General features: G+C 67.7%; 22 protein-coding genes and 1 riboswitch. Of the genes, 9 read left to right on the top strand and 13 right to left on the bottom strand.

Translation table 11 applies throughout. The features are described 5' to 3' along the window. Window positions 1-329: 329 nt before the first annotated feature. The gene (locus KB879_RS10940; RefSeq protein WP_114134759.1) at window positions 330-701 is read right to left on the bottom strand and encodes a hypothetical protein; all 372 of its coding nucleotides are present in this window, start codon (window positions 699-701) and stop codon (window positions 330-332) included. Window positions 702-902: 201 nt separating this feature from the next. Between KB879_RS10940 and KB879_RS10935 the strand changes: the two genes are divergently transcribed. After that, window positions 903-1334 carry an RT0821/Lpp0805 family surface protein gene (locus tag KB879_RS10935; protein WP_013952862.1) on the top strand — a complete coding sequence of 144 codons (432 nt, stop codon included), beginning with the start codon at window positions 903-905 and terminating at the stop codon, window positions 1332-1334. A gap of 29 nt (window positions 1335-1363) precedes the next feature. Here the strand turns inward: KB879_RS10935 and KB879_RS10930 are convergent, their stop codons facing one another. The 4 genes from KB879_RS10930 to ribB all read right to left on the bottom strand — a co-directional run bounded on the left by KB879_RS10930 (window position 1364) and on the right by ribB (window position 5250). Next, entirely contained in the window at window positions 1364-3019 is a 1656-nt protein-coding gene (locus tag KB879_RS10930) for a mechanosensitive ion channel family protein (RefSeq protein WP_228772616.1), read from the bottom strand. Between the two features lie 445 nt (window positions 3020-3464). After that, on the bottom strand, window positions 3465-3698 hold the full coding sequence (locus KB879_RS10925) for a hypothetical protein (RefSeq protein WP_013952860.1): 234 nt from the start codon (window positions 3696-3698) through the stop codon (window positions 3465-3467). A 175-nt stretch (window positions 3699-3873) separates the two neighbouring features. Then, window positions 3874-4461 (bottom strand): surface-adhesin E family protein, encoded by a 588-nt coding sequence (locus tag KB879_RS10920; RefSeq protein WP_153955722.1) that lies wholly within the window; start codon window positions 4459-4461, stop codon window positions 3874-3876. 105 nt (window positions 4462-4566) lie between these two features. Then, on the bottom strand, window positions 4567-5250 hold the full coding sequence (gene ribB / locus KB879_RS10915) for a 3,4-dihydroxy-2-butanone-4-phosphate synthase (RefSeq protein WP_013952858.1): 684 nt from the start codon (window positions 5248-5250) through the stop codon (window positions 4567-4569). 171 nt (window positions 5251-5421) lie between these two features. Then, a riboswitch (FMN riboswitch) is annotated at window positions 5422-5580 on the bottom strand. Window positions 5581-5901: 321 nt separating this feature from the next. Here ribB and KB879_RS10910 point away from each other — a divergent pair. Next, window positions 5902-6441 carry an acyloxyacyl hydrolase gene (locus tag KB879_RS10910; protein ID WP_041228622.1) on the top strand — a complete coding sequence of 180 codons (540 nt, stop codon included), beginning with the start codon at window positions 5902-5904 and terminating at the stop codon, window positions 6439-6441. On the opposite strand, the gene KB879_RS10905 is transcribed toward KB879_RS10910, so the two are convergent. The 5 genes from KB879_RS10905 to KB879_RS10885 form a co-directional block, all read right to left on the bottom strand. Next, window positions 6416-7309: a helix-turn-helix domain-containing protein gene (locus KB879_RS10905; protein ID WP_153955720.1), complete on the bottom strand. Its 894-nt coding sequence runs from the start codon at window positions 7307-7309 to the stop codon at window positions 6416-6418. The genes KB879_RS10910 and KB879_RS10905 overlap by 26 nt on opposite strands. Before the next feature lie 35 nt (window positions 7310-7344). Then, window positions 7345-8334 (bottom strand): LysR family transcriptional regulator, encoded by a 990-nt coding sequence (locus KB879_RS10900; protein WP_153955719.1) that lies wholly within the window; start codon window positions 8332-8334, stop codon window positions 7345-7347. 54 nt (window positions 8335-8388) lie between these two features. Beyond that, window positions 8389-9384 (bottom strand): amidohydrolase, encoded by a 996-nt coding sequence (locus KB879_RS10895; protein ID WP_211981282.1) that lies wholly within the window; start codon window positions 9382-9384, stop codon window positions 8389-8391. Further along, window positions 9381-10718: an MFS transporter gene (locus KB879_RS10890; protein ID WP_013952853.1), complete on the bottom strand. Its 1338-nt coding sequence runs from the start codon at window positions 10716-10718 to the stop codon at window positions 9381-9383. Before KB879_RS10890 ends, KB879_RS10895 begins: the two co-directional genes overlap by 4 nt. An 84-nt stretch (window positions 10719-10802) precedes the next feature. Beyond that, window positions 10803-11747 (bottom strand): YncE family protein, encoded by a 945-nt coding sequence (locus tag KB879_RS10885; protein ID WP_153955717.1) that lies wholly within the window; start codon window positions 11745-11747, stop codon window positions 10803-10805. 252 nt (window positions 11748-11999) lie between these two features. Here KB879_RS10885 and KB879_RS10880 point away from each other — a divergent pair, with 252 nt between their 5' ends. The 3 genes from KB879_RS10880 (at window position 12000) to KB879_RS10870 (ending at window position 15225) form a co-directional block, all read left to right on the top strand. Continuing rightward, a complete protein-coding gene (locus KB879_RS10880) occupies window positions 12000-13313 on the top strand; it encodes a hemolysin family protein (protein ID WP_041228620.1) in 1314 nt (437 codons plus the stop codon). Between the two features lie 316 nt (window positions 13314-13629). Next, on the top strand, window positions 13630-14949 hold the full coding sequence (locus tag KB879_RS10875; protein ID WP_153955716.1) for a GGDEF domain-containing protein: 1320 nt from the start codon (window positions 13630-13632) through the stop codon (window positions 14947-14949). A gap of 144 nt (window positions 14950-15093) precedes the next feature. Further along, window positions 15094-15225 (top strand): entericidin A/B family lipoprotein, encoded by a 132-nt coding sequence (locus tag KB879_RS10870; protein ID WP_010814145.1) that lies wholly within the window; start codon window positions 15094-15096, stop codon window positions 15223-15225. A 94-nt stretch (window positions 15226-15319) separates the two neighbouring features. On the opposite strand, the gene KB879_RS10865 is transcribed toward KB879_RS10870, so the two are convergent. From KB879_RS10865 to KB879_RS10855, 3 genes are all read right to left on the bottom strand, one after another. Beyond that, complete coding sequence (locus tag KB879_RS10865) at window positions 15320-15964, bottom strand: bifunctional 4-hydroxy-2-oxoglutarate aldolase/2-dehydro-3-deoxy-phosphogluconate aldolase (RefSeq protein WP_013952849.1); 645 nt, start codon at window positions 15962-15964, stop codon at window positions 15320-15322. Between the two features lie 69 nt (window positions 15965-16033). Continuing rightward, entirely contained in the window at window positions 16034-16969 is a 936-nt protein-coding gene (locus KB879_RS10860) for a sugar kinase (RefSeq protein ID WP_153955715.1), read from the bottom strand. A 13-nt stretch (window positions 16970-16982) separates the two neighbouring features. Next, window positions 16983-18251: an amino acid deaminase gene (locus KB879_RS10855; protein WP_211981281.1), complete on the bottom strand. Its 1269-nt coding sequence runs from the start codon at window positions 18249-18251 to the stop codon at window positions 16983-16985. A gap of 224 nt (window positions 18252-18475) precedes the next feature. Between KB879_RS10855 and KB879_RS10850 the strand changes: the two genes are divergently transcribed. The 4 genes from KB879_RS10850 to KB879_RS10835 all read left to right on the top strand — a co-directional run bounded on the left by KB879_RS10850 (window position 18476) and on the right by KB879_RS10835 (window position 22773). Next, entirely contained in the window at window positions 18476-19381 is a 906-nt protein-coding gene (locus KB879_RS10850) for a MurR/RpiR family transcriptional regulator (protein WP_153955714.1), read from the top strand. A gap of 2 nt (window positions 19382-19383) precedes the next feature. After that, on the top strand, window positions 19384-20856 hold the full coding sequence (locus tag KB879_RS10845) for an amidohydrolase family protein (RefSeq protein WP_211981280.1): 1473 nt from the start codon (window positions 19384-19386) through the stop codon (window positions 20854-20856). 51 nt (window positions 20857-20907) lie between these two features. Beyond that, complete coding sequence (locus KB879_RS10840) at window positions 20908-21300, top strand: RidA family protein (protein ID WP_012355941.1); 393 nt, start codon at window positions 20908-20910, stop codon at window positions 21298-21300. Between the two features lie 111 nt (window positions 21301-21411). After that, complete coding sequence (locus tag KB879_RS10835; protein WP_013952844.1) at window positions 21412-22773, top strand: GntP family permease; 1362 nt, start codon at window positions 21412-21414, stop codon at window positions 22771-22773. Window positions 22774-22922 lie beyond the last annotated feature (149 nt).

Below are 22922 nucleotides of genomic sequence, written 5' to 3'. Positions count from 1 at the left end.
TCGGCGGTCGGAACGAAGGACGACACAGCAAGAGACGGGCCCGGCGCCGAGTGGCGAGACCCGGACACGAGGCAGACGGCCCGCGGGGCACTGTGTCCGGTTTGTTGCGATGCGCAATAAACCATAACAATTCGAGACGCGGAAGTCACGTTTCGATCACGCAAGGTTTGAAACAAAATGTTGGCCAGGTTGCCCGAAAGCCGCTCCGGACAAGGCTTTGCGGGCGCTGGGGTCACACGGCCGCAAGCCCCGGCGAGGCCAACGCCTGCCGGCTGTGAGAATCTGGTTGAGATCGGGGCCGGCCGGCAGCCGGCCCCTTTAATACAGTGTTACTTTTTAGCCCCTTCGCTGTACGGATCGAACTTGCCGCTCTTGGCGCCTTCGGAATACGGATCGAACTTCCCGCTCTTCATGCCACCCTGGCTGTATGAGTCGAAGGACTTCTGCGCGCCGCCCTGGATCGGCTCCATCTGGTCAGGGCGGGCACCCGGGTTCAACGAGGTCACGTTGTCGCTTTTTGCGCCATCCGAGTACGGGCTGAATTTGTCCTGCTTGGCACCATCGGAGTAGGGACTGAACTGGTCTTGCTTGGCGCCGTCGGTGTAGGGATTGAACTTGTCGGCCTTGCCTGTGGTCTGGGCGTGCAGCGTGCCGAATGCGCAGGCAAGTGCCAGGCCGATGGTCAGATAGCGCAGCTTCATGGGATCTCCTCTCGCGGGGGGAAAGGCGCTTGCCGTGCAAAGCGCACAGCAGGCTCCGCTGCCGGCCAACGCGAAGCGCGGGGGCAACAATCAACGCTAGGTCAGCGGCTGGCACGTGTCAACCGCACCGCGCGCTGCTGCGGCGCTGCATTGCGCTTACAATGCCACCCAAATGCCACCACGAAGCCACAAGGAATCGTCATGCTGCCTCGGCCATCCGACCCTACCGCCAGCCCTGTCCGCCCTGCCCTGCGCGCCGCCGTCACTGGCGCGCTTGGTGCCGCCCTGCTGTTTGCCGCGGCGGCACCGGCGCAGGCGTACTTTGACAATTACCTGAGCGGCACCATCATCGGCACGCTCAACGACAAGGAAGGCGCGTCGCTGGCCAAGTCAGTGCGCACGGCACTGAACGATACGGCCGACGGCAAGACCGTTGAATGGACGTTCCCCGCGGCGGGGCGGCGCCAGCAGATCGACGGCACCATCACGCCGATCGAAAGCAAGACCGACAAGGGCCAGCCCTGCCGGCGCCTGAAGTCCGATCTCAAGCGCGGCAGCGCTGAAGAGCATTGGAGCGGGTGGTTCTGCAAGCAGTCCAACGGACAATGGAAGTCGCGCCAGGTGGCTGACTAAGCGGCGCTGATCGCTCGCGCAGCCGGCGTTCATGCCGCGCGCGACGGCGCGCGATGCGGCCGCGCTGCCGGATCGACCTGCGGCGACCCTGGTTCCTCGTACCACCTGGTCCCGGGCACGTAGACGGTCTTGTCCGGCTGCGCCATGAAATGCGGCGACATGATCTGCACGCCGTGGGTGTTGAACTGGTCCTGGATCGCCGCGTGCAGCGCCGACAGCGCGTAGAAGCGATTGCGCGGATGGTCCAGCGCGCAGAACAGTTCGTACTCGACATAGAAGTCGGACAGCCCCCGCTGCAGCACGAATGGCGTGGGCGACGGCACAATATGCGCCGATTCGCCGGCGGCTGCCAGCAGCATCGCATGGACCTGCCGCCAGGGCGTGTCGTAGCCGATCGTGACCGAGGTCGAGATCAGCGCAGCCTGCCAGCCTTCCTGCGCGCGGGGATCACGCACGCTGCCGTGGCGGGTGTAGTTATGGATGGCACTGCCGACCACCACCGCGTTGGGCAGCGTGACCTCTTCATTGCGCAGGTTGATCACCTTCACCGAGAGCGCGTCCAGCGAGGCAACGGTGCCCACCGTATCGCCGATGCAGACCATGTCGCCGCGCCGCAGCGCACGCGAATACACCACCACCATGCCGCTCATCAGCTGGTTGACCACATTGGCCGATCCCAGCGTGACCATGAAGCCGAGCAGCACCGACAGCCCCTTGAAGACATCACTCTCTGAGCCCGGGATATAAGGGTAGGCAAAGGTGAAGCCCAGCGCCCAGATCACCACCGCCGCCAGCCGCCGCGTGGCGCCCGCGGTTTCCGGATGCATGCCGGGCACCGTGATCTGGCCTTTCTGCACCGCCTTGAAGATATTCGACACCAGCCGCTGCACCGCGCGGGTAATCAGCAGGATCACCGCCACCGTGACCAGGCCCGGCACCGACGACACCATCGACAGCGCGATCTGCGACAGCAAGCCGACGATAAACGCGCCCATGCGGTCGCCCATGGGCTGGGTCAGCGGAAACTGCTCGAGCGCAAACTCCAGCCAGGCAAAGGCCAGCACCAGCACCAGCCCGATCGCCAGGATCTGCACGATGCGGGCAACCAGCTGGTAGAGCGCGCCGGTCCAGTCGAACTGGCCGCCGACGCGCTGCGCCAGGTGCCGCTCCAGTGCCACCTGCAGGCGGGCGCGCAGGGCCACGCCGGCTCGCGCCACACCCCATGTCAGCGCGGCCAGCACGGCCAGGCCGAGCAGGCTCAGCGCGGCACCGCGCAGCAGGTTTGGCCAGTGCAGGTGCGCGCGCCGTGCGGCAATGGCCTGGCGCAGACCCGCCGCGGTGCGCGTTGCGGCAGCTTCAAGCGTAAGGTGGTCCTCCGGCGAGAGGTCTTGCGAGGTCAGCGCGAACAAGAGCCGGTCGCCCAGCCGATAGGCGACCATCGGCACGTCGCCGACCGTGCCGCTGACCTGTCCGAGGGGCAGTGCCAGCTCGCTTTCCGTCAGGTCGTTGAACACCAGTTGCGCGCGCGAGACGCGCATGGCCGGGGTGGCACCCGCAATCTCGGCGCGCATGGTGGCGATGGGCCGGTCCATCAGGCGCAGCTCGACCGCGGCCCCGCTACGCACGGCAATCGGAGCCTGCACGGCCGCGACCTCGGACACCGGCGCGGCCAGGGTGGCTTGCATCCACAGCGCGCCTATCACCCAGCCTAGTCCCGCCATCCAGAATGCCGTCAATCGCCGCCACCGCCGCCACACCGCTAGCGCTGCCATAAGACCGCTCCCGTCCGAGTTGGCCTGTGCCGGCGCGAGGGCTCCACGCCCTGCCCGGCACGATGCCCGCAAGCATAGCGTGCGGCGGCGCAGGCGCAAAGCCGGCGCGGCGGCGGCCGCTTGCGGCAGCGGACAAAAAAAAAGGAGGCCGAAGCCTCCTGTTGCGATCCGCCCGACATGCCCGGCTTTATCCCCCCGGAAGACACGCAACGCGTGCCGCAGGGCTGTCCTGCGCGCGGCGGGTCCGCGCCATGCAGGCACGGCCGGCCATTATTTGCGTGGCGGCATGGCAGTCACGGACGCAGCCTGCATCCCCGCTTGCCGGGGAGCCGTGCGCCCGCCGCCATCGTCAGCGCGCTCAGGCGCCTTTGTTCTTCGTCGGATCCTTGGCCGCAGGCGCGTGGCTCTTCTTCTTGGTGCTGGTCTTCTTGGCCTTGGCCTTGCCGCTGTCTGCCTTGGCCGGCGCGGCCTTGTCAGTCGACGCTGCCGCCGGCGTGGCCGGGGTGGCAGGCGTCGCCGGAGTCGCAGGCGTCTGCGCCATTGCGCCCGCACCAAACATTGCCATCGACAGCATGACGATCCATTTCTTCATTTCCGTCTCCTCATTTGCCCTGCAGATAGGTATGGCAGGGATGCCTGCCATGACTGGCGCTTCTGGCTCGCGCCCTGTCACCAGCATCAACGAGGAAGGTTCGCGCGCCGTTGACCGGGACAAACCCTGATAGGGAGATGGATAGGGAGCCTTGGATCGCCGGCCGCCGCCAGGCTTACCTGCACAGCTTGCGCAGCAACTCTGCGGCAATCGTGCCGGGGCCAGCGACCTGGAAGGTGCCGTACTGCGGCGCGCGGATCGTATAGAGCGAGTCGCCGCGCGCAAAGCGCTTGCTGTAGAGCGTCTGCTCGACCACGGCGAACATGGACGTGGCGCAGTTCAGCACCATGCGCTTGAGCGACGAGCGGATCGGCTCGCCGCTGGCGGTGCGGATCACGCCCGACGGTGAGTTGCGCATCACCACCACGCCGACTTCGGTGCCCTGACGGCGCACCGCGGACTGGTCGAAATAGGAAACCACGCCATTGGCACCCATCAGGGGAAGCCATCGCTGCGGATCGGGGGCGGCGGGATCGGGTGCCGCGACCAGCCGGCAACCTTCCCTGGGCGTGGACCGAAATACCGTGCCGGTGCCGGCGACCTGGCACTCATACAGGCCAGCGGCGGCAGCCGGGCGGGTGGTGCTGGAGGGAACGGGGGACGGTGCCGGCACGGCGCTGCCTTCAGCATGCGCCAGCGGTGCGGCCAGTCCAAGCAGGCAGCCAGCAAACGTGGCTGCGTGCCTAAAAATGCGGAACATCATGGAATTGCCCTCATATAGACGGGAAAAAGCGATCCGCATTGTCGCACAGGAAGCACACATCCCGGCGCGCTTGCATGCCGGAAATGCGTGCAGGCGACGACTTTTTTAGTCGCGCAGGCGCCGCCAGGCCACCAGGTCCTCGATGGTCAGCACCGGCAACTGGTACATCTCGGCAAAGGCCAGCGCCTCCGGCCGGCGTGCCATGGTGCCATCCGGGTTCATCAGCTCGCACAGCACCGCGGCCGGCGACAGGCCTGCCATGCGGGCCAGGTCGACCGAGCCCTCGGTATGGCCGCGGCGCACCAGCACGCCGCCGTCGCGCGCCACCAGCGGAAACACATGGCCCGGGCTGACCACCGCATCGGTGCCCGCGTCCCCGGCAATGGCGGCGCGGATGGTGGTGATGCGATCGGCGGCGCTGACACCCGTGCTGACGCCTTCGCGGGCCTCGATCGATACCGTGAAGGCGGTGCCGTACTGGCTGCGGTTGTGCTCGACCATCGGCCGCAGGCCGAGGCTGCGCACCTTGTCTTCAGTCAGGCACAGGCAGACGATGCCGCTGCATTCGCGGATCATCATCGCCATGTTGGCGTTGGTCAGGCGCTCCGCGGCCAGGATCAGGTCGGCCTCGTTCTCGCGGTCGTCATCGTCGAGCAGCACGACCGGGCGGCCTTCGCGCATGGCCTCCAGCGCCTGCGCGATGCGCGCGGCCAGGGAACGGGGGTCGGCATCGGCGGCAAGATCCGCGGACACTTCGGGTACAACAGCTTCGGTGGAAAGGCTAGACATGAAACGCTCCTTGTTCAGCATCAATGGGCGTTCCAGGGGAAGGATCAACGGAGTTGCAGCGCCGCACGCCGCGCCTGAAGCGCAAGCTCGAGCGGCCGCGCCCTGCGCGCGGCGCAAGGCAACAGCGAACCGCAAGGCCGGGCAAGGCGCCAGGCCGCGCGGGCAAGCTCCGTCCATCTTCTTTCATCCGGACTATGACCGTCGGCCCTGGCCTCTCACCAGGTCTGCTGACCTCGCACGGGAATGCGAGCGCTCGCGGGCTCGCCGGACACGCACTGCGCGCCGCGGCATACCGCCGGTGGGGACTTTCACCCCGCCCTGAAGACGTAACGAACCGGTGCGGCCATGTAGCCGGCACCGGCCCGCGGATGTTAGCACGATTGTTGTTTTTTTCCTCTCGCGGGCGCTCACCCACGTTCGGCCATGTCCGACCATCGCAAGGTGCCTTCCCGTGTACTACAAATAAGGGGGGAGGCAGCGCATGTGCAAGCGGTTCCCGCAGTGGCGGCCGCCTCATGCCTTGCCGGACAACAACGCAGCACCTCTTCATCCGTGCTTCCCATGCGCCGACACGAACAAGAAGCCAGACAAGACCGCCGTGTGAGTTGTTCCTCCTTCCATGCGCCCTGCCGGCGTGCGTGGCAACAGCGGGTGCGCCGCACCGTCGCCGCGGGCCTGCTTGCCCTGCCCTTGTGCCTGGCAGCGACGGCGCGCGCCGCGCCTGCCGTGCAGCTTGGCTACGGCTTCGACGATAGCCACGACGTGCAGAAGGCGGAGGTCGCCATGTTGTGGGATTCGGGCTTTGCGTGGGGCAATCCGCAAGGCTGGCAGGTCGACCTGCAATGGGAAGTCAACGTTGCGCGCTGGCGCAGCAGCAGCGACAACCAACCCAACGACCTATGGGAGTTCGGTGCCTCGCCGGTGGTGCGAATCGCATGGTGGCGCCACACCTGGGTGCCCTTCCTTGAGCTGTCGGTCGGGCCGCGCCTGCTGACCAGCACGCACACTTCGGCCGAGCACAACATTGCCACCGCCTTCCAGTTCTCGGACTACGCCGGGATCGGCGTGACAGTCGGCAAGGACCGGCGCTTTACCGCGGGCTACCGCTTCCAGCACCTGTCCAATGCCGGCATCAAGCAGCCCAATCCTGGCACCACCTTCCACGTCATTTACCTGCGCTACCACTTCTGAGCGCCGGCCGCTGCGGCGCGCCCTGCGTTTCAAACAAGGTGCGGGTGGCATCGTCGGCCGGGAAGAAGCATTCGATGCGCAGCTCCTGCAGCGTGATGTCCTGTGGAATGCCGAGCGTGGTCAGCGTCGAGAACAGCGACGCGCGGAACGCACCCGCATGCAGCACCACCGGCAGCAATGGCGCCGGCGGGCCATCGGTGCCGTCGTCCTCGCGCAGCAGCACGCCGCCCGGCCCCACCATGTCAGGGTGCCAGGCAGCGATGCGCCCGAAGATCTCGCGCGCGGTCTGGTCGTGGGCCTGCACCTGCAGCTCCTGCCACACGCGCCGCAACAGGTAGCGCCCGACATGGTGCGCGTTCTCGATCACCGGCCACAGGCCCTCTGGATCAAACACGGTCAGCATCAGGTTGATCCGGTGGCTGCCTTCCGTGAGCGATGCAGGCGCGCGCTCCCCCAGCAGGGTATCGAGCATGCGCCGGTAAGCCAGGTTGGCATCCACCAGGTTCCAGAAGCGGTCCAGCACCACGGCCGGGTACGGCTCCTGCTTGGCCAGGATCAGCGCGATCGCCTGCTGCACCATCTGCAGCGGCGGCGAAGCCAGCGCGTGTTCGCTGTATGCCGGGGCAAAGCCGCCGGCCAGCAGCAGCCGGTTGCGCTGGCGCAGCGGCACGCCCAGGCGCTCGGCCAGCGCCAGCACCATCTCACGGCTGGGGCGGGCGCGGCCGGATTCCAGGAAGGAGATGTGGCGCTGCGACACCCCGGCCGCCAGGGACAACGCCAGCTGGCTGTAACCGCGCTTGCCGCGCCAGTAGCGCAGCAGCCCGGGGAAGTCGAGGGTGGCTTCGGAGGCGGGGGTCAGCGTTTCCATGGCTGCATTACAGCATGCGTTGGGGCGAATGGCCATTACCTAACAGGTAATGGCTCCGATTCAACCACCGCATTCGGATGGCCAGGCCGCGCCGCGCGCACCGCGTCGATCAGCAGGCGCATGGCCGGCGTCGCGGCACGACGCCGGCGCACCACAATCCCATAGGGAACCAACTGCCCTCGCATCGGCACCGGCAGGACTGCCAGCGCGCCCAGCGAGGCGAAGTAGTCCGCGATGGCGCCCGGCACGACAGCAATGCGATCGCTCTCCGCCAGCAGCGGCAGCGTGCCCATGATCGACGAGGTCTCGATAATGTCTTCCGGCAGCGGCACGCGGTTGTCGCGGAAGGTCTGGTCGATGATCTGCCACATCGGCACGGACGCCGGCGGGATGATCCACGGATAGCCAGCCAGGGAAGCCAGACTGACGCTGCGCTTGCCCGCCTGCGGATGGCCGGCGCGCGCCACGATGGCCAGCGACTCCTCGAACAGTGGCTCAAAGTCGAGATCGTCGGCCATTGTCCCCTCGGGGATGCGCCCTATCACCACGTCCAGCGCATCCTGCCGCAGCGCCTGCACCAGCACGTCGCTGGTATCGACCTGCATCACGATATGCAAATGCGGATAGCGCGCCTTGAGCGCGTTGATGACACCGGACAGCACCGAAGGCACCGGGGCCAGGATCGAGCCAAGCCGCACCTTGCCCACCTCGCCGGCTGCGATGGCGGCAAATTCGTCATGCAGGGCATCCAGGTCGGCCAGCACCACGCGCGCGTAGCGGATCAGCGCCTCGCCGAATACCGTCGGCTCGATACCGCGCGCATGGCGCGTGAACAGCAACGTGCCAACCACGCTCTCGAGCTCGCGCAATGCCTTGGTGACGGCTGGCTGGGACAGCGCCATCTGTGCAGCGGCGCGCCGCAGCGAGCGGTGCTCGGCCAGGGCCAGGGCCAGGCGCAGGTGCCGCATATGCAGGCGTTTGCGCAGGGTGGCCGCGCTGGAGAGGGTGGCGGGGAGGTCTGGCATGGTGGCCGCTCAGGAGGGACTTCGGCTAAGATCGGCCTTTATAGCATGCGTGCCTTAGGCAAGCTCTGACGGCTTTGGAGCAGCCTTAGCATCGTTGGCATCGCTTCGCGCCGTCATTTGCGCCGGCGCAATGCGATAGAACCTCGCCGCATTTCCAGCCAGCACGCGCTGCCTGTCCACGGGATCCGGCAGCGCCTCGCACACCATGCCGAGAATCGTGCCGAAGTCCGCGCTCAGGCCCGAGACCGGCAGGTTGCTGCCGAACATCGCCCGCTCATGTCCGAAAATCGCCAGCACCTCGCGCACGATGCGGCGGTTGCCCAGCGCATCCCAGCGCCCGCCGGCCAGCCCGAACTCCGACAGCTTGACCGACACATTGGCGCAGGCAGCCAGCGCCTCCATGCCGGCGCGCCAGCAAACCAGGCCCGCCTCCGAGCGGTCCAGCGGCAGGCCCGCGTGATTGAGCGCGATGGGCACGCCGGGCAAGGCGGCGGCCACCTGGGCCGCCTCGCGCAAGTGCCAGAACGGTACCCGCAGGTCCCACGACAGGCCGTGGCGTTCCAGCCGCGCCAGGTCATCCAGCCAGACCTGGTCCTGCATCGACCCGGGGCGCCCGGCCACCGACTCGCCCGGCGCCGCTGCGGTCAGCGGTTTGCATCGAATCCCCCTGACCCGCGCGAAACCAGCCTGGCGCGCCAGCAGTTCGGCGCACCCGGGAGTCCCGAACGGCGCGTAGGCCACCACCGCCGCAGCCATGCCGGGGCGCCAGTCCTGGCGGTGCAGCCACGCAGTCTCGTCGACGGCTTCGCTGCGGTCGCGTTCGGCCTCTACGTGTACGGTAGCAAGCACGGTGACGGCGCTGGTGTCGTACGCATACTGCGCCTCCTGGTAATCGCGGCGCAGGCTCTCGTAGTCGCCGAGAAAGAAAGTCTGCGGCCGGTATTCGTCCTGCAGCCAGGGATAGCGGCCGCGCCCGAGTTGCCACAGGTGGTGGTGGGCGTCGACGATGGCCAGGCCCGGGGGCAGCGCGCCGTTTGCTTCGCGGTTCATCGGCACCGCCTCGGCAACGTGGCAGCCAGGGCGCCGGCCAGCACCAGCGCGGCGACCAGCAAGTAGACACCGGCGCCCGCGCCGACGCGCTCGATCAGCACGCCCGCGGCATAGGGACCGCAGAATCCCCCCAGGTTGCCGAGCGCATTGATCACGCCGCGCGCCACACCGGCGTGCTCGGCGGCCAGCAGCCGCGGCGGCAGGGTCCAGAACACCCCCGCAGCGGACTGCAGGAAGAAGCCGCTGCCGACCAGCAGGCCATAGGACACCCAGGTATTGTCGTGCCACCACACCGAACCGGCCAGGCAGGCAGCGAAACCCAGCAGCGGCCAGACCACGAAGGCCTTGCGCCGGCCGGTGCGGTCGGACAGCGAAGACATCGCGAGGATGCCGGCCATGGTACCCAGGTACGGCAGCACGGCCAGCATGCCGACCTGCCCCATGCCGCCTCCGGTCAGGCCTTTCAGGATGGTGGGCAGCCACAGCGTGTAGCCGTAGATCCCCATCTGATAGAGAAAATTGACGGCGATCAGGCGCCAGATCACATCCTGCGACAAGATGTGCGCCAACACCGCCCGCGTGCTGCCCGCGCCCTGCCCCACGTTCGCACCAGCCGCGGCTGCCTGCTGCTCTTCCTCGCGCAGGCGGGCCAGCAGATAAGCCTTCTCTTCGGCGGAAATCCAGCGCGCCTGGTCCGGCCGGTCACAGGCCAGCTTCCACCACACGCCGAGGCAGGCCAGCGAAATCAGGCCTTCCACGATAAACAGCCAGCGCCAGTCGAGCGCCGCGATCACCAGCCCCGACAGCGGCGCGGTGATGATGCCGGCGATCGGCACGAACAGGATCACCAGGGCGTTGGCGCGTCCGCGCTCGTGGTCGGGAAACCAGTTGCCGACCATGGTCAGCACCACCGGCAGCATGCCGCCCTCGGCCACCCCCAGCGCAAAGCGCAGGATCAGCAGTTCGGTCTCGTTGCGCACCAGGCCGGTCAACACGGAAATGACGGCCCAGGCCAGCATCGACCAGGCGATGAAGTTGCGCCCACTGCCGCGCACGGCCAGCTTGCCGCCGGGGATCTGCAGGAACAGATAGCCGACAAAGAAAATGCCGCCGGCCAGGCCGGCCATGCTGGCACCGATACCGAGCGCGTCGCCCATCCCGCCCGGCATCGCGAAGGCGATATTGACGCGATCCATGTACGAGACGATGCAGACCATCAGGATCGGCGGGATGATGCGCCACCAGCGCTGGGCGGGGATGCCGGGCGCACCGGTGAGAGGTGTCGCGTCGATGGCGACGGACGTACCGGCGCCGGCTTGGTCCAAGCCTTTCATACTCTGTCTCCGTATGGATTTCTGGGTATCAGCCGCCGGCATCTGCGCTGCCTTCGCGGCCTTGTCGGTTGAAACGACCGGGTGCTACTGCGGCGGCAAAGCCAGGATGGCAAGACCGTCCGGTTCCTTGCCGGTGGTGAAGGCATGGCGCAGGGTCAGGCCAGGCAGGTCAAGCTGGCCGACGGTGTGGTCGTTGAGCGCGACATAGGCGCGGCTCGGGTCAGCCGGATGGAAGGCGAGCGCGATCGGCTTGGCGCCGGTATCGACCCGACCGGTCTCCGCGAGCGTGTCGGGGTCGAAAATGCGGATGCTGCGCTCGCCGTAGTTGAGTACGAACAGGCGGTTGTCCGGCGACCAGTAGATGCGAGTGGGGTCCTCGCCCGTCGGCACCGTGCGCACCACTTCCATCGTGCGCGCGTCCAGCCGGGTGAGACTGTGGTCGTCGCGGCTGGCAACGTAGAGCGCCGCTTCGTCGCGGCTCAGGCAACAGCCCTCGGGGCGCCTGCCGGCGTTGGCCGCGCGCGGTGCGCGGGTGGCATCGTAGGGGTGCACCAGTGTCACGGTATGCGACAGCAGGTTGGTCACGTAGGCACGCTCGCCATCGGCCGACAACACAAACAGATGGCTCTTGACCCCGCCCGCCGGCACCGCGCGGTCCGGCACCGGGCGCTCTAGTGGGGCCTCGAACACGAGCAGCATATTGTCGCGCTCGCTCAGCGCATAGACGCGCCCTTGCCGGTCAATCTGCAGGCCATGGATGCGGTGATAGGGCGAGCAATCGAGCTGCGCCCTGACCGCGCCGCTCACCAGGTCGACCGCGATCACCATGGCGCCGCCGTCGCCGGCATGTGCGAAGGTCTGCACACCATAGTGGCCGACGTAGCCGCACAGGCGCTCGCGGTCCACCACGAATTCATGGGGATAGTCCGGCAACTGCACGCTGAAGCGGCGCTTGCCGCCTGCCAGTTCGTAAGCGCTGAAGCTATGGCCGAATTTCTCCACCAGCACGGCCGTCCATCGGTTGTCCATTCTGTCTCCTTGTGATTCGCACGCCTGTCGGATCCAGGCTTTTCGTAATGGGGCACAGGTAGTGCCACGGACAGAAGTTTGGCGCGGCCGACGATAACGATCTATTGAATATTAGGTATCGAGCTATCTCCGCTGGTTATCGCTAAGCGACCGGAGCAGCCGCCACCATCGCCAGGCTGCCCGGCGCCGTGTCGTCATGCGCGGATGGTATGCTTGGTGCTTTCAACTCACACGCAAAGGGCGCGTACCCTGATGGAAATTGCCATACTACTGGCGCTGATTCTGCTCAACGGCCTGTTCGCGATGTCCGAGATCGCGCTGGTCACGGCCCGTAAGGCACGTCTGCAGCGCCAGATCGAGAACGGTGACCGCGGCGCGATTGCCGCGGTCCAGCTGGGCGAGGACCCCACGCGCTTCCTGTCCACGGTGCAGATCGGCATCACGTCGATCGGCGTGCTCAATGGCGTGGTCGGAGAATCCACGCTGGCGCAGCCGCTGGGCCTCTGGCTGCAGGGCTTCGGCTTGTCGCCGAACACCTCCGGCTATGTGGCGACCGCCATCGTGGTGGCCGGCCTGACCTACTTTTCCATCGTGCTGGGCGAACTGGTGCCCAAGCGCCTGGGCCAGATGGCCCCGGAAGCGATCGCGCGGCTGGTGGCGCGCCCGATCGGCTGGCTGGCCGTGGCCTCCACCCCGTTCGTCAAGCTGCTGTCCAGCTCCACGCGGCTGGTGCTGCGGATGCTGGGCACCAAGGTCGACCGCGGCCCGGGCGTGACCGAGGAAGAAATCCACGCACTGCTGGTCGAGGGCTCCGAGGCCGGCGTGATCGAGCAGCACGAGCACACCATGGTGCGCAACGTGTTCCGGCTGGACGACCGCCAGCTGGCATCGCTGATGGTGCCGCGCGGCGATGTCGTGTACCTGGACGTCGAAGAGACGCTGGATGAAAACCTGCACCGCATCGAAGAGTCCGACCATTCGCGCTTTCCGGTGGTGCGCGGCGGCATGCACGACATCATCGGCGTGGTCAGCGCGCGCCAGCTGCTGGCGCGCCGGCTGCGCGGCGAGGAAGCCGACCTGAAGGCCGCGGCGCAGCCGGCGGTGTTCGTGCCCGAGAGCGTGACCGGCATGGAACTGCTGGAGAATTTCCGCGGCTCCGGCGGCCAGATGGCCTTTGTCATCGACGAATACGGCGAAGTGCTGGGCCTGGTCACGCTGCAGGACCTGATCGAGGCCATCACCGGCGAATTCAAGGCCGACGCCGCCGGCGAGGAATGGGCGGTGCAGCGCGACGACGGCTCGTGGCTGCTCGACGGCCTGATCCCGATCCCGGAACTGAAGGACCGCATCGGCCTGCGCCAGGTGCCGGAAGAAGAAAAAGAGCGCTACCACACCTTGTCCGGCATGCTGCTCCTGCTGCTGGGCCGCCTGCCGCAGATCGCCGACAGCGTGCAATGGGGCGACTGGCGCTTCGAGATCGTCGACATGGACGGCAAACGCATCGACAAGGTGCTGGCCGCGCGCCTGCCCCCGCAGGAAGGTCCTGAGGAAGAGACCACCGGCTGATCAGGCCAGCCAGTCGGCCGCTGCCGGATTCCGGCGGTGGCGTCAATCCAGGATCACGGTCAATTCCGACCATATTGATCCATATTAAGTTGCAGGTTGCGACCAAGTCACCTTGGCGCAATTTGCAATGCTCCGCCCCCTCCCCTTCGCTTATGATCGGCCTGTGCGGCCCGCATGCGGCCGTGGCAGGCATGGATCACCAGGGCCTGACGACAAGCGCCGGCGGCCGCCCCAGCGGCCAGCCGAACAACCAAATCTGATACCGGGGAGACGCGGGCATCGCACGGCCATCAACAGGCTGCCCGCAAGACCATCCATGCATCCTGATGCCGACGACATCGCCGCGGCCGCGGGCGCGCCTGGCGCGATGCAGCCGTCCGCCCTGGTGTCCGCGCTTGCGGCACGCCGCTCCGGCACCGGGCAGCCGGCGACGATCCTTTCTATCCGCCTGGACCGCTTTGCCAGCGCCTGCGAAACCCTGGGGCCCCGGCGCGCGGCCAGGCTGCGGGCCATCGTGCAGGCACGCATCGCCTGCCTGCTGCCGCCTGGCGCCATCATGCACTGGATGGCGCCGGCAGACCTGGTGGTCATTACCGCGCTGCCGGACGGCGTGCCCGACCCCGGCCCGGTCGCCAGCCGGCTGGCCGACGACCTGTCCCGGCCGTTCGCGCTGGAGGGCTTCGAGCTGTTTATTTCGTGCAGCATCGGCGTGGCCACCGACCATCCGGATATCCCGGCGGAACGCAGCCTGCAGCAGGCCCTGGACGCCATGCTGCGGGTCGATCGACGGGGGGGCGACGGCCTGGCACGCGCCGACAAGCCCGCCGCCCCGCCGACCGCGCCCCTGCTGGCAGCCCTGCCCGATGCACTGGAGCGCGGCGAACTGAGCCTGCAGCTGCAGCCGCGCGCCGACTTCGCCAGCGCCGTGGTCAGCGGCTACACCGTGCGGCTGCGCTGGCACCATCCGGCGCTCGGGCGCGTGGCGCCGCAGGATTTCCTGCCGGCGGTGGAGTCGCTGGGGCTGGTCGGCCGGATTGGCAGCTGGCTGCTGGAAAGCGTGCTGCCGCTGGTACGCGCCGCCGAAAACGTGGCCCCGCTGCAATTCACCCTGCTGGCCTCCAGCGCCCAGCTGCACCGCCCGCAGATGGTGGAGGCACTGGCCCACGCCATCGACGCAGGCGGCATCGCACCGGACCGCCTGTGCATCGAAGTGTCGGCAAGCGCGGTGCCGGCCGACGCCGACATCATTGCCCGCGTTGCCGCCCTGCGCAGGCGCGGGCTGCAACTGACGCTGGGCGATTTCGACGACAGCCCGGGCTGCCGCCAGTTGCTGGCGGCGCTGCACCCGGACAGCGTCACGCTGGACGCGCGCCGGCTGGGCCATGCACCCCGGCCCGGTGATTCCGCCAACCGTGCCGACAGCCTGCACGCCGCCTGCCGGCTGGCCCGGGGCGCCGGCGTGTCGGTCTGTGCCAAGGGGGTCGAGACCCGCCAGCAGCTCGAGGCGGTGCGTGCCTGGGGCTGCCACAGCGTGCAGGGCTACCTGCTGGCGCAGCCATTCCCCGCGGCCTGGCTGCTCCAGACCCATGCGGCGATCCAGCAGCGCGCGCGGGAGCTGCTGGCGCCCCACGCCTGAGAGGCGGCTGGCGTTGCGGCCGTTGCACGATTTACAAATTGGCACATACCAGATGTCAAACCCGCTCACAGCAGCGGTAAAATCGGCGCAAATCCCTCAATCCCTGAATCTCTCGATTCTTGAAATCTTCGAAAGGAGCCCGGCGTGAAGAAAGGTTGGATCTGGTGCGTTTTGTTTGCCACCCTGTTGGCTGGATGCAACACGATGGCGGGGCTCGGCCAGGACATTCAGCGCGGTGGCCAGAAGCTTGAAAGCTCGGCGGACCGTCACAAGTAAGCCGCCAGCCCCCCAAGTCTGATGCGGCCCGGACCGCGTCGATATGAAAACGGCACGCCGCATGGCGTGCCGTTTCCTTTTGCGCTGCCGGTGCTCAGCCCTTGTTGCGCAGTGCCCTGGCCTGCTCGGCCAGCGTGCGGATGCGGCCCCAGTCGCCGCTGGCGACGGCGTCCTTGGGCACCACCCATGAACCGCCCACGCACACCACGTTGGGCAGCGCCAGGTAGGTCGGCGCCAGCGCGGCGTCGATGCCGCCCGTCGGGCAGAAGCGCAGCTGCGGCAGCGGCCCGCCCAGCGACTTCAGCATCGGCACGCCGCCCGCGGCCTGCGCCGGGAAGAACTTGAGAAAGGTGAAGCCGGCTTCCAGCGCCGCCATCGCCTCACTCGCGGTGGCCACGCCCGGCAGCAGCGAGATGCCCGCGCCCTGCGCGCCCTCGGCCAGCGCCGGGGTCAGGCCGGGCGAGACGGCAAACTGCGCGCCCGCATCGCGCACGGCGTGCAGCTGCTCGACGTTCAGTACCGTGCCGGCACCGACGCAGGCCTGCGGCAAGGCTGCCGCCACCGCCCTGATCGCTTCCAGCGCCACCGGCGTACGCAGCGTGATCTCAAGCAGCGGCAAGCCGCCGGTGACCAGTGCCTCGCTGACGTGCAGGGCCTCGTCGACCGAGTGGAATTCCAGCACCGGGATCACCGGCACATCGGCAAGGCGTTGAAGCAGCGGGGAAGTCTGGTTTTGCATGGCTGTCTCGGAATAAGGAGTGCAGAAGAAGCAGGGGTTCAGGGAAGCAGGAGTTTCAGGCCAACCGGGTCACGCGATCACCGACACTGACTGCGCCAACCGGCCCAGCACGGTCTGGGCGTCGGGGATCGGCGCCACCGCGCCATAACCGGTGGTAGACAGCGCGGCGGCCACGTTGGCATAGCGCGCCGCCTCGAACGGATCGGCACCCGCGGCCAGGCGCGCGACAAAGCTGCCGCCGAAGCAGTCGCCGGCGCCGGTGGCATCGATCGGCTTGACCGAATAAGGCGGCACCAGCGCGCGCGACTCGGGCGTGGCCACATAGGAGCCCTCTTCGCCCAGCTTCAGCGCGACCAGGCCGATGCCGCAGCCCAGCAGGTAGTCGACGATGGCGTCGCGGTCGTCCAGCCCGGTCAGCACGGTGATGTCATCCCAGCTGGGCAGGCACACGTCGGTCAGCATGAGGGCCTCGCGCATGATGCCGCGCGCGCGCGCCAGCGACCACAGCCGCAAGCGCAGGTTGGTGTCCAGCGTGACCTTGGTGCCGGCCTTGCGCGCATGCTCCATCGCGTCCAGCCCGGCATCGCAGGCGCTGGTGCTGATGGCCAGGCTGATGCCCGACAGGTGCAGGTAGCGCGCCGCGGCGATCGCGCCGAGCGGCAGATGCTCGTGCTGGTAGCGGCTGGCGGCAGAGCCTTCGCGCAGGTAGTCGAAGCGGTGGCCATGGTTGTCGTGCGAGACAAAGTAGACCCCGGTAGGCGCGCTCGGGTCGACGCGCACGTGGCGGGTATCGACCCGCTCCTGCGTCCATAGCGCGCGCAGGCGCTCGCCGAAGGTGTCGGCGCCGACCGCGCAGATATAGCCGGTGCTGGCGCCCTGGCGCGCAGCCGCAATGCAGAAGTTGGAAGTGTCGCCGCCAAAGCCTTGCAGGTAGCGCGACGGATCGTCGGGCTGCTGGTTGAACTCCACCAGCGGTTCGCCGTAGGCCAGGATGTCGATGCTCATGGGGCTGCCTGCCTCAGAAGAAGGTTTGCACGATGTCGATCACGCGCATGTCGCGGTCCAGCACCGGGATATGGCGCCACTTGTCGAAAGTCAGGCATGGGTGCGAGATATCGAAGGCGATCATGTCGCCGACCTGAACGTCGTCGCCCGGCTTGACCTGCAGGTAGGCGTGCTGGTCCATCATGCCGGTGACTTCCCAGTGCGCGGGCACGTCCACCGGCGCCTCGGTGCCGGGCCGGTACAGCCGTGCCGGGATCGGCATGCCGGCGTCGAAGGCCGCATCGCGCTTGCCCATGCCGATGATGACGCGGTCCGGCTCAGGGATCGACTGCACATAGGCCCACAGCTGCAGCGCCGGCAGCAGGCCCTCGCGCATCTTCTGCGCGACCGGGTTGCTGGCCAGGATGCGCTGCTGCGCGGCGCGGTAGATGCCCACGTCGTGCGTCAGGTAGCAGCCGGGGCGCAGCACGATGTCGATCGGCGCGCCGATCTCGGTGCGCGCGAATTCCTCGGCCACCACGTCGTACCAGGCCGAGCCCGCGCCCGACATCACCACAGGGCTGCGGCCGAAGCGGCCTTCCCGTGCCAGCTGCCGCGTCACCGCCACGGTGCGCTGCAGGAACTTGCGGATATCGGCTTCTTCCTTGAGCACGCCTTCATAGATCTCGACGCCGGCCAGCGACAGCGCCTGCGGCCAGCGCGCCAGCGCGTCCAGCACGGCCTGCTGCTGCGCGTCGTCGCGCACGCCGGTGCGCCCGCCTTCCACGCCCAGCTCCAGCAGCACCTGCAGCTTCTGCCCGCGCTCCTGGAAGAACTTGCCGAGCTGGTCGACCAGCGCGGCCGAGTCCACCAGCGCGAAGAATTCGAAATCCGGATCGCGCAGCAGGTCAGCGATGATTTCCATATTGCGCCGGCCCACCAGCTGGTTGGCCATCAGCACGCGTTTGACGCCGTGCGCATGCGCGGCCGCGGTCTGGTGCGCGGTGGCCAGCGTGATGCCCCACGCGCCGGCGCCGAGCTGGCGCGCAAACAGCTTGGGCGCCATGGTGGTCTTGCCGTGCGGCGCAAGCTGCACGCCGTATTCGTTCATGAAGCGGCGCATCCATTCCAGGTTGTGCGCAAGCCGGTCTTCATAGAGCACCGCGGCCGGCAGGCTCAACTCTTCCTGCAACAGGTTCCAGCCGGTCTGGCCGGCTGCATCCGGGGCGATCGGGGCTTCCATCCGGCCCAGCGCCTTGTTGAGCGGATCGATCACGCCGGCCTGATACTTTATTTCACGCATGCTTGTCATCACCCTGAAAAAATCTGATTGACGTAATGATAGCCCTGAAAATAAGATATTTCATCCTTGTTATAAAGTAACACGCAGATGCCCGGAAGGGCTAGCCGGGACAACGCGACTGGCACCCGCCACGTGCGCCAATCACAGTTATAGCCCCTGCCCGCGGGCACTGCAGCTTCCGTCACATTTCGATCCGCCCCGTCTTCCGACCAGACCTGCCGCCCATGACCGCGCCCTTTGACATCCTGACCCGCATCGCCGAGCGCGGCCCCGCGCTGCGCCTGGCCGAGCAGAAGGTGGCGCAGGTGGTGCTGGAAGACCTGGCCGGCGCGGCGGCCGCCAGCATCAATGAACTGGCGCGCAAGGCCGGCGTCAGCGAGGCCAGCGTGACGCGCTTTGCCAAGGCCATCGGCTGCCGCGACGTGCGCGACCTGAAGCTGCGCCTGGCCCAGGCCACCGCGGTAGGCGCGCGCTTCCTGCAGCCCGGCAGCGTTCCCGCCGGTGAAGCCGCCCCGGCCACGCTGGCCGACAGCATCCACGCCGACATCCTCACCGCGCTGGAAGTCAACCGCGGCATGATGGATGCGCAGCGCATCGAACAGGCCGCGCGCCTGTTGCTTGGTGCACGCATGGTCTACGCTTTTGGCATGGGCGGCGGCTCGTCGTTCATGGCCGACGAGGCCCGCCATCGCCTGGCGCGCCTGGGCCAGCCGGTGGCGAGCTACCAGGACGCGCTTCTGCAGAAGATGGTGGCGGCCACGCTGGGCCGCGACGACGTGGTGCTGGCCTTCTCGGCCAGCGGCCGCGTGCCGGAGATGCTGGCCAGCTGCGATATCGCGCGCGAGTACGGTGCCCGCCTGGTGGCCGTGACCGCGCTGGGCTCGCCGCTGGCCGCGCGTGCCGACGTGCTGCTGCCGGTGCGCACGCTGGAGACGGATTTCATTTTCAAGCCGTCGGCATCGCGCTACGCCATGCTGATGGTGCTGGACGTGCTCGCCACGCAATGCGCGCTGTTGCAGCCGGACCAGAGCAAGGAGCGCCTGCGCCGGCTCAAGTACGTGCTGGACACCCACCGCGGCGAAAGCGGCCCCGCCAGGGGCCCTGACAGCCGCCAGCCGCTGGGAGACTGACCATGCCACACCTGTTCGATACCCTGATCCGCTGCGTCACCCTGATCGACGGCTCCGGCGCCGCCGCGCGCCTGGCCGATGTGGCCCTGCGCGACGGCCGCATCGCCCGCATCGATGAAGCCGGCGCGATCGATCCCGACGCCGCCTCGCATGTAGTCGAAGGCGACGGCCTGGTCCTTGCACCGGGCTTTATCGACGTGCATACGCACGACGACACCAACGTGGTGCGCCAGCCCGAGATGACGCCCAAGCTGTCGCAGGGCGTGACCACGGTGGTGGTCGGCAACTGCGGCATCAGCGCCGCGCCGGTGACGCTGGCGGGCGAGCCGCCCGACCCGATGAACCTGCTCGGCCATGCCGACGCCTTCCGCTACCCGGATTTCAAAAGCTACGTCGATGCGGTGGAAGCCGCGCAGCCCGCGGTCAACGTTGCCGCGCTGGTAGGCCATACCGCGCTGCGCAGCAATCATATGGACCGCTTCGACCGCGCTGCCACGCCGGAAGAAATCGCGGCAATGCGAGCACAGCTGGAAGAAGCGCTGCAGCATGGCGCGCTGGGCCTGTCCACGGGCCTGGCCTACGCCAACGCGTTCAGCGCGCCGACCGATGAGGTGCTGGCGCTGGCCGAACCGCTGACCAAGGCCGGCGCGCTCTACGCCACCCACCTGCGCAGCGAATTCGCCGAGATCCTCGACGCCATGGACGAGGCCTTCCGCATCGGCCGTCATGCACGCGTGCCGGTGGTGATCTCGCACCTGAAATGCGCGGGCGTGGCCAACTGGGGCCGCAGCACCGAGGTGCTGGACGCGCTCGACGGCGCGCAGCGCTGGCAGCCGGTGGGCTGCGACTGCTACCCCTACACCGCCAGCTCCTCCACGCTGGACCTGAAGCAGGTCACCAGCGATTTCGACATCATGGTGACCTGGTCCGAAGGCGCGCCCGAAATGAGCGGCCGCCTGCTGGCCGATATCGCCGCCGAATGGCAGGTAGACCTGCACGAAGCCGCGCGACGGCTGATGCCCGCGGGCGCGGTCTACCACTGCATGGAAGACGCCGACGTCGACCGCATCCTGAGCCATCCGGCCACGGTGGTCGGCTCGGACGGGCTGCCCAACGACCCGCTGCCGCATCCACGCCTGTGGGGCGCCTTCCCCCGCGTGCTGGGCCACTACGCCCGCGACCGCGAGCTGTTCCCGCTGTCGGTGGCCGTCAACAAGATGACCGGCATGTCCGCCGAGCGCTTCGGGCTGCAGGAACGCGGCTTCGTGCGCGAAGGCTACTGGGCCGACCTGGTGCTGTTCGACGCCACCACCATCCGCGATGCGGCCAGCTTTACCGATCCCATGCAACCGGCCGAGGGCATTGCCGCGGTCTGGGTCAACGGCGAGCTGTCATGGCAGCAGCGCCAGACCACCGGCGTGCGCGCCGGCCGGTTCCTGCCGCGAGGCTCGCGGCCTGAGTTCGGCGCCGCCTGACCAGCGCGCTGCCCTCTTCCTTCCCATATCCAACCCATCCCAGGAGTACCCATGGACATCAAACGATTCGGCGTCGAAGGCGGCACCGGCACCGGCGGCCAGCACATGCCCTTTGCCCGCGCGGTCGCGGCCGACGGCTGGCTCTACGTCTCCGGCCAGGTGCCGATGGTCAACGGCGAGGTCATCGACGGCGGCATCGTGCCCCAGACCCACCAGGCCATCAAGAACGTGCTGGCCATCCTGGCCGAAGCCGGCTACGGCCCCGAGCACGTCGTGCGCTGCGGCGTCTGGCTGGATGACACGCGCGACTTCGCCTCGTTCAACAAGATCTTCAAGGAATACTTCGGCGCCAACCCGCCCGCGCGCGCCTGCGTGCAGTCGAGCATGGTGGTGGACTGCAAGGTCGAAGTGGACTGCATCGCCTACAAGAAGCCGGCGGCCTGAGCCTGCTGCCTGCGGATTGCGTGCCCCCCTCCCGCTACCGCGGGAGAGGGGAAAAACTAAAAACTAACCCCTGCCGCCACAAGCGGCCTTTTTTCCACACAAGGAGACAATATGGGTGCCGTCACCGGAACCACGCTCTTGGTGTATGCGCTGATCGCAGTGATCGCACTGGTGGTGCTGATCGCGCGCTTCAAGCTCAACCCCTTCATTACCCTGGTGGTCGTTTCAGTGCTGCTCGGCTTTGCCGTGGGCATGCCGATGGGCGACATCGTCAAGTCCTTTGAAGCCGGTGTCGGCGGCACGCTGGGCCATATCGCGCTGGTGGTCGGCCTGGGCACCATGCTCGGCAAGATGATGGCCGAATCCGGCGGCGCCGAGCGCATCGCCAACACACTGATCGATTTCTTCGGCGCAAAGAACGTGCATTGGGCGATGGCCACCATCGCCTTTATCGTCGGCCTGCCGGTGTTCTTTGAAGTGGGCTTCGTGCTGCTGGTGCCGATCGCCTTCAACGTGGCCAAGCGCACCGGCACGTCGATGGTGCTGGTCGGCATCCCGATGGTGGCCGGCCTGTCCGTGGTGCACGGCCTGATCCCGCCGCACCCGGCCGCGCTGCTGGCGGTGACCGCCTATGGCGCCGACATCGGCAAGACCATCATGTACGCGCTGATCGTGGGCATTCCCACGGCAGCCCTCGCTGGCCCGCTGTTCGCCAAGCTGATGGACCGCTACGTCAAGCTACCCGAGATCAACCCGCTGGCGGAGCAGTTCACCGAAGAGGATGAGCGCGTCAAGGCATCGCATGAGTTGCCGGGCTTCGGCATCACCGTGTTCACCATCCTGCTGCCCGTGATCCTGATGCTGATCGGCAGCTGGGCAGACCTCATCGCCACGCCCAAGACCTTTGCCAACGACTTCCTGAAGCTGATTGGCAACTCGGTGATGGCGCTGCTGATTGCCGCGCTGGTGAGCTTCTACACCTTCGGCAAGGCGCGCGGCTTCAACCGCGAGACCATCCTCAAGTTCACCAACGAGTGCGTGGCGCCCACCGCTATCATCACGCTGGTGGTCGGCGCCGGCGGCGGCTTTGGCCGCATCCTGCGTGACTCGGGCATCTCCAACGCCATCGTCGACGTCGCCACCGGCGCCAACGTGTCGGTGCTGGTGCTGGGCTGGCTGGTGGCGGTGATGATCCGCATCGCCACGGGCTCGGCCACGGTGGCCATGACCACCGCCGCGGGCATCGTCGCGCCGATCGCCGCCAGCGTGCCGGGCACCCGCCCGGAGCTGCTGGTGCTGACCACCGGCGCCGGTTCGCTGATCCTGTCGCACGTGAACGACGGCGGCTTCTGGCTGGTCAAGGAGTACTTCAACATGACCGTGACCCAGACCTTCCAGACCTGGTCGGTGTGCGAGACCATCATCTCGGTGGTGGCGCTGCTGCTGACGCTGGGCCTGGCCACGGTGATCTGACGCCCTGGGGCGGCGGCCTTGCCGGTGGCGGCAAGACCGCACTCCAGGCCAGGCTTTGGCGGGATCAGAACGGGTGACGTGGCGAAAAAGTGCATTGAAGCAACGGTTTACAAGCCCCCGGACAGCTACTAAGGTCAACCAGTGTGTGA

It is taken from the genome of Cupriavidus sp. KK10 (assembly GCF_018223725.1).
GTDB classification, from domain to species: Bacteria; Pseudomonadota; Gammaproteobacteria; order Burkholderiales; family Burkholderiaceae; genus Cupriavidus; species Cupriavidus necator.
The sequence above is the reverse complement of the archived record's forward strand: the minus strand, read 5'-3'. Positions and strand labels throughout refer to the sequence as shown.

What these genes read in the sequence shown, in the direction of transcription:
- KB879_RS10940 (WP_114134759.1), bottom strand. Translation starts at nt 701, where the DNA reads ATGAAGCTGCGCTATCTGACCATCGGCCTGGCACTTGCCTGCGCATTC.
- KB879_RS10935 (WP_013952862.1), top strand. Translation starts at nt 903, where the DNA reads ATGCTGCCTCGGCCATCCGACCCTACCGCCAGCCCTGTCCGCCCTGCC.
- KB879_RS10930 (WP_228772616.1), bottom strand. Translation starts at nt 3,019, where the DNA reads ATGCAAGCCACCCTGGCCGCGCCGGTGTCCGAGGTCGCGGCCGTGCAG.
- KB879_RS10925 (WP_013952860.1), bottom strand. Translation starts at nt 3,698, where the DNA reads ATGAAGAAATGGATCGTCATGCTGTCGATGGCAATGTTTGGTGCGGGC.
- KB879_RS10920 (WP_153955722.1), bottom strand. Translation starts at nt 4,461, where the DNA reads ATGATGTTCCGCATTTTTAGGCACGCAGCCACGTTTGCTGGCTGCCTG.
- ribB (WP_013952858.1), bottom strand. Translation starts at nt 5,250, where the DNA reads ATGTCTAGCCTTTCCACCGAAGCTGTTGTACCCGAAGTGTCCGCGGAT.
- KB879_RS10905 (WP_153955720.1), bottom strand. Translation starts at nt 7,309, where the DNA reads ATGGAAACGCTGACCCCCGCCTCCGAAGCCACCCTCGACTTCCCCGGG.
- KB879_RS10900 (WP_153955719.1), bottom strand. Translation starts at nt 8,334, where the DNA reads ATGCCAGACCTCCCCGCCACCCTCTCCAGCGCGGCCACCCTGCGCAAA.
- KB879_RS10895 (WP_211981282.1), bottom strand. Translation starts at nt 9,384, where the DNA reads ATGAACCGCGAAGCAAACGGCGCGCTGCCCCCGGGCCTGGCCATCGTC.
- KB879_RS10890 (WP_013952853.1), bottom strand. Translation starts at nt 10,718, where the DNA reads ATGAAAGGCTTGGACCAAGCCGGCGCCGGTACGTCCGTCGCCATCGAC.
- KB879_RS10885 (WP_153955717.1), bottom strand. Translation starts at nt 11,747, where the DNA reads ATGGACAACCGATGGACGGCCGTGCTGGTGGAGAAATTCGGCCATAGC.
- KB879_RS10880 (WP_041228620.1), top strand. Translation starts at nt 12,000, where the DNA reads ATGGAAATTGCCATACTACTGGCGCTGATTCTGCTCAACGGCCTGTTC.
- KB879_RS10875 (WP_153955716.1), top strand. Translation starts at nt 13,630, where the DNA reads ATGCATCCTGATGCCGACGACATCGCCGCGGCCGCGGGCGCGCCTGGC.
- KB879_RS10865 (WP_013952849.1), bottom strand. Translation starts at nt 15,964, where the DNA reads ATGCAAAACCAGACTTCCCCGCTGCTTCAACGCCTTGCCGATGTGCCG.
- KB879_RS10860 (WP_153955715.1), bottom strand. Translation starts at nt 16,969, where the DNA reads ATGAGCATCGACATCCTGGCCTACGGCGAACCGCTGGTGGAGTTCAAC.
- KB879_RS10855 (WP_211981281.1), bottom strand. Translation starts at nt 18,251, where the DNA reads ATGCGTGAAATAAAGTATCAGGCCGGCGTGATCGATCCGCTCAACAAG.
- KB879_RS10850 (WP_153955714.1), top strand. Translation starts at nt 18,476, where the DNA reads ATGACCGCGCCCTTTGACATCCTGACCCGCATCGCCGAGCGCGGCCCC.
- KB879_RS10845 (WP_211981280.1), top strand. Translation starts at nt 19,384, where the DNA reads ATGCCACACCTGTTCGATACCCTGATCCGCTGCGTCACCCTGATCGAC.
- KB879_RS10840 (WP_012355941.1), top strand. Translation starts at nt 20,908, where the DNA reads ATGGACATCAAACGATTCGGCGTCGAAGGCGGCACCGGCACCGGCGGC.
- KB879_RS10835 (WP_013952844.1), top strand. Translation starts at nt 21,412, where the DNA reads ATGGGTGCCGTCACCGGAACCACGCTCTTGGTGTATGCGCTGATCGCA.